General features: G+C 71.8%; 2 protein-coding genes. Both read left to right on the forward strand.

What is annotated here, in order from left to right; genetic code table 11:
• Positions 1 to 220 precede the first annotated feature (220 nt).
• Positions 221 to 3,559: a S8 family serine peptidase gene (locus tag AOK16_RS15955; protein ID WP_055472909.1), complete on the forward strand. Its 3,339-nt coding sequence runs from the start codon at positions 221 to 223 to the stop codon at positions 3,557 to 3,559.
• Positions 3,560 to 3,704: 145 nt separating this feature from the next.
• Positions 3,705 to 5,673 (forward strand): aminopeptidase N (pepN, locus tag AOK16_RS15960; RefSeq protein ID WP_055472908.1); only part of this gene is annotated, 1,969 nt, incomplete at its 3' end.

Below are 5,673 nucleotides of genomic sequence, written 5' to 3' on the forward strand. Positions count from 1 at the left end.
CCCGCGGGCCGCGGCCGTCCAGGCGGCAGCGGGGTTTCCGGGCGCCAACCCGCCCGCCCGTTCGCCCCATTCGCGGCCTTCGCCCTCGATGGCGCCTGGCGGAAATGTGCCACGGCCACTATGCGTCTCGGACAACGCTCCCCAAACTCGGCCCGTTCCACAAAGGTTCGGTCATCCGGTTTCGATTCCGGACCCTTTTTCCTTGAGAACGGGGATGGCCATGCCCATATCTGCGATATCCGGGTCCTCGGAACCCGGGGCGAGACGCACGGCACGCACCCGCCGCGCGGCACGGATCGCGCTGGCCGCGGGCCTGGTGGCCGCGCTGGCCGCCACCGGGCCGGCAGGCCCCGCGAGCGCCGCGGACGGCGGCGGCCCGGCTCCGTCTCCGGTGGTCAAGTCGGCCGAGGACAAGCTCGGTTCGGCCGACGCGGAGCTGCTCGCCGAGGCCAAGGCGGACGGCGAGAAGAACGTCACCCTCATGGTCGCCACGGCGCCCGGCCGGACCGAGCAGGTCGCCGACCAGCTGGACGCGGTCGAGGGCGGCTCCGTCGGCCGTACGTACGACAAGCTCGGCTACGTCCGCGCCACCCTGCCGACCGCGCGCGCCGAGGCGGCCATCGCGCAGGCGCGCAAGCTCCCCAGCGTGCACGGCATCGACCTCAAGCACGAGATCGAGCTGGACGACCCGACACCGTCGGGCGACCGCGCCAAGGGCGCCCGGACCGCGCAGGCCCGGGGCTCCTATCCGGCGCCGGGGAAGCACACCCCCGCCGTGAACCCGTACCAGCCCGCCTTCGAGACCGGCGCCGTCGACTTCGTCCGGCGCCACCCGAAGGCGGACGGCCGCGGCATCACCATCGGCATCCTCGACTCCGGCGTCGACCTGGCCCACCCCGCGCTGCAGAAGACCACCACCGGCGAGCGCAAGATCACCGACTGGGTGACGGCCACCGACCCGATCGTGGACAGCGACGCGACCTGGCGGGCGCAGGCCACCGAGGTCTCCGGGCCGGTCTTCACCTACGCGGACCGCACCTGGACGGCGCCCCGGGGCACCTACCGGGTCAGCCGGTTCGCCGAGGCCACCACGGCCTCCGGCGACGCGGCAGGCGACCTCAACCGGGACGGCGACACCACCGACGTGTGGGGGCTGCTGTACGACCCGGCCGCGGGCACCGTGCGCGTCGACCTCGACGACGACGGCGACTTCACCGGCGACGAGCCGATGAAGCCGTACAAGGACGGCTTCCAGATCGGGTACTTCGGCAAGGACGACCCATCCACGCAGGTCGCCGAGCGCGTCCCGTTCGTCGTGGAGATCCGCAAGGACGTCCCGATGGACCCCTACGGCGGCGACTGGGTCGGCAAGAAGCTCGACTTCGTCAACATCGGCGTCATCGAGTCCGAGCACGGCACGCACGTCGCCGGCATCACCGCCGCCAACAGCCTGTTCGGCGGGAAGATGAACGGCGCCGCGCCGGGCGCGAAGCTCGTCTCCTCGCGCGCCTGCTCCTGGGGCGGCGGCTGCACCAACGTCGCGCTGACCGAGGGCATGATCGACCTCGTCGCCAACCGCGGCGTGGACATCGTCAACATGTCCATCGGCGGCCTGCCCTCGCTCAACGACGCCAACAACGCCCGCGCCGAGCTCTACACCCGGCTCATCGACACCTACGGCGTCGAGCTGGTCATCTCGGCCGGCAACAGCGGACCGGGCGCCAACACCATCGGCGACCCCGGGCTCGCCGACAAGGTGATCAGCGTCGGCGCGTCCGTGAGCCGGGAGACCTGGGCGGCCAACTACGGCTCCCAGGTGGCGAAGCGATACGCGATGTTCCCGTTCTCCTCCCGCGGCCCGCGCGAGGACGGCGGCTTCACACCGACCGTGACCGCACCGGGGGCCTCGGTCAACACCATCCAGACCTGGCTGCCGGGCGCCCCCGTCGCCGAGGCCGGCTACGCGCTCCCGGCCGGCTACGGCATGCTCCAGGGCACCTCGATGGCCTCCCCGCAGACCGCGGGCGCCGCCGCGCTGCTGCTGTCCGCCGCGAAGCAGCGCCGCCTCGGCCTCACCCCGGCCGCGCTGCGCACCGCGCTGACCAGCACCACCCGCCACATCCCGGGCGCGCAGGCGTACGAGGAGGGCGCCGGGCTGATCGACATCGTGGAGGCGTGGGAGTCCATCGAGGACGGTGTGAGCGCCCACGAGTACACGGTCAGGGCGCCGGTCGACACCAGCATCGACTGGGCCCTGAAGGAGCCGGGCTTCGGCACCGGCCTCTACGACCGCGAGGGCGGCCTGAAGACCGGGCAGACGAAGACCTACGCGATCACACTGACCCGGACGACCGGCCCGGACCGGCCCGTCGAGCACGAGCTGGACTGGGAGAACAACGACGGCACCTTCCGGCTGCTGGGCGACGACGAGGTGCGGCTGCCGCTGAACAAGCCGGTGACCGTGCAGGTCGCGGCCCGGCCCGGCTCCGCGGGCGTGCACAGCGCGATCCTGGAGCTGGACGACGAGCGGACCGAGGGCGTGGACCGGCAGATCCTCGCCACCGTCGTGGCCTCCAAGGAGCTGGCCGAGCCCTCGTACGGCTTCAGCGCCTCGGGTTCGGTGCGGCGCAACAGCACGAAGTCGTACTTCGTGACGGTGCCGGAGGGTGCCAAGTCCCTCGAAGTCGCCCTGGGCGGGCTGAAGTCGGGCAGCCAGACGCGGTTCATCGCCATCCATCCGTACGGGGTGCCGGTCGACAACACCTCGACGCCGTTCTGCTACGCCAACTACCCCAACCCGGCCAACGACTGCCGCCCGGACCTGCGGTCGTACGCGGATCCGGCGCCGGGCGTGTGGGAGATCGAGGTCGAGTCGCGGCGCACCTCGCCGCTGCTGGACAACCCGTACCAGCTGGAGGTCACGGCGCTTGGGGCCGCGTTCGACCCGGCCGTGCGGACCGTCCCGGAGGCGAAGGCCGGCTCGACGACGGCGGTCGACTGGCAGGTCACCAACGGCTTCGCCGCGCTCGACGGCAGGCTGAAGGGCGGCTCGCTCGGCTCGGCGAAGGTCGCGCGGCCGACGATCGGGGACGGTGGCTCGCAGGAGTCGACGGTCGAGGTCGGTGAGGGCGTCGAGCGCCTCGACGTCGCAATCGGCTCGCCCTCGGACGCCTCCGCCGACCTCGACCTCTCGGTGTACGACGAGGCGGGCAACCTGGTCGGGCAGGCGGCGGACGGCGACTCGGAGGAGGCGGTCAGCCTCGCGAAGCCGGCCGCGGGCACGTACACCATCGTGGTCGACGGCTACTCGGTGCCCGCGGGCACGACCGAGTACGACTACCGCGACGTGTACTTCTCCCCCGGCCTCGGCGAGATCAGGGCCGACGCGTCGCAGCGCGTCCCCCTCGCCAACGGCGCCTCGGCCCGGGTCGCGGCCGAACTCACCGTGAACAGCCCGGCCCCCGAGGGCCGCCGCTTCTTCGGCGAGATCCAGCTCCTCAACGCGCGCGGCACGGTGGCAGGCACCGGCAGCGTCATCATCGAGAAGGTCACGCCGTAACAACAAGCCGAACAACCCGCGGGGCGGGGGCCCACAACGCCCCCGCCCCGCGGCCTTGCCGGGGCTCCGGCGAGGAACGGGCAGGGTGTTCGGGGGCCGGCCGTGGAAGGATGGGCGGAAAGTCCGAAGGCAAGGAGATGACCGCGTGCCTGGCACGAATCTGACCCGTGACGAGGCGCGGCAGCGGGCGCGCCTGCTCACCGTCGACTCGTACGAGATCGACCTCGACCTCTCCGGCGCCCAGGAGGGAGGCACGTACCGCTCCGTGACCACGGTGCGCTTCGACTCCGCCGAGGCGGGCGCCGGGTCCTTCATCGACCTGGTCGCCCCGGCCGTGCACGAGGTCGTGCTCAACGGCGCCCCCCTCGACCCGGCCGAGGTCTTCCGGGACAGCCGCATCGCACTGCCGGGCCTGGAGGCCGGCCCCAACGAGCTGCGGGTCGTGGCCAACTGCGCGTACACCAACACCGGCGAGGGCCTGCACCGTTTCGTCGACCCGGTCGACCAGCAGGCCTACCTCTACACGCAGTTCGAGGTCCCCGACGCCCGCCGCGTCTTCGCCTCCTTCGAGCAGCCCGACCTGAAGGCGACCTTCCAGTTCACCGTGAAGGCCCCGGAGGGCTGGACGGTGGTCTCCAACTCCCCCACGCCGGAGCCCAAGGACAACGTCTGGCGCTTCGACCCGACGCCGCGCATCTCCACGTACATCACCGCGCTGATCGTCGGCCCGTACCACAGCGTGCACAGCAGCTGGGAGGCGAAGGGGGCGAGTGGCAGGTCCGTGCCGCTGGGCATCTACTGCCGCCCCTCGCTCGCCGAGCACCTCGACTCGGACGCGATCTTCGAGGTGACGCGGCAGGGCTTCGACTGGTTCGAGGAGAAGTTCGACTACGCGTACCCGTTCGCGAAGTACGACCAGCTCTTCGTGCCGGAGTTCAACGCGGGCGCGATGGAGAACGCGGGCGCGGTCACCATCCGCGACCAGTACGTCTTCCGCTCCAAGGTGACGGACGCGGCGTACGAGACGCGGGCCGAGACGATCCTGCACGAGCTGGCCCACATGTGGTTCGGCGACCTGGTCACCATGGAGTGGTGGAACGACCTGTGGCTGAACGAGTCGTTCGCCACCTACACCTCCGTCGCCTGCCAGGCGCACGCCCCCGGCAGCCGCTGGCCGCACGCCTGGACCAGCTTCGCCAACCAGATGAAGACCTGGGCGTACCGGCAGGACCAACTGCCCTCCACCCACCCGATCATGGCCGAGATCCGCGACCTGGACGACGTCCTGGTCAACTTCGACGGCATCACGTACGCCAAGGGCGCCTCGGTCCTCAAGCAGCTCGTCGCCTACGTCGGCATGGACGAGTTCTTCCGCGGCGTGCAGGCCTACTTCAAGCGCCACGCCTACGGCAACACCCGGCTGAGCGACCTGCTCGGCGCACTGGAGGAGACCAGCGGGCGCGACCTGAAGACCTGGTCGGGCAAGTGGCTGGAGACGGCGGGCATCAACATCCTGCGCCCGGAGATCGAGGTGGACGCCTCCGGCACCGTCACCTCCTTCGCCGTACGCCAGGAGGCCCCCGCGCTGCCCGCGGCCGACGGCGCGGCTCCGCCGCGTGGCGTCCTCCGCCCGCACCGCATCGCCATCGGCTCCTACGACCTGGGCGCGGACGGCAGGTTGACCCGCACCGGCCGGGTCGAGCTGGACGTCGACGGCGAGCTGACCGAGGTGCCGGAGCTGGTGGGCCGCCCCCGCCCGGCGGTGTTCCTGCTCAACGACGACGACCTGTCGTACGCGAAGGTGCGCCTGGACGCGGAGTCGCTGGCCACCGTCACCCAGCACCTCGGCGACTTCGACGCGTCGCTGCCGCGCGCGCTGTGCTGGGCCTCGGCCTGGGACATGACCCGCGACGGCGAACTGGCCGCCCGCGACTACCTCGACCTCGTGCTGTCGGGCGTCCCCAAGGAGTCGGACATCGGCGTGGTGCAGTCGCTGCACCGCCAGGTGAAGCTGGCCCTGGACCTGTACGCGGCGCCGTCCTGGCGCGAGACCGGGCTCGCGCAGTGGACCGAGGCGGCGCTGGAGCAGCTGCGCGCTGCCCGGCCGGGCAGCG

The organism is Streptomyces pathocidini, from assembly GCF_001418495.1.
Taxonomy (GTDB): domain Bacteria; phylum Actinomycetota; class Actinomycetes; order Streptomycetales; family Streptomycetaceae; genus Streptomyces; species Streptomyces pathocidini.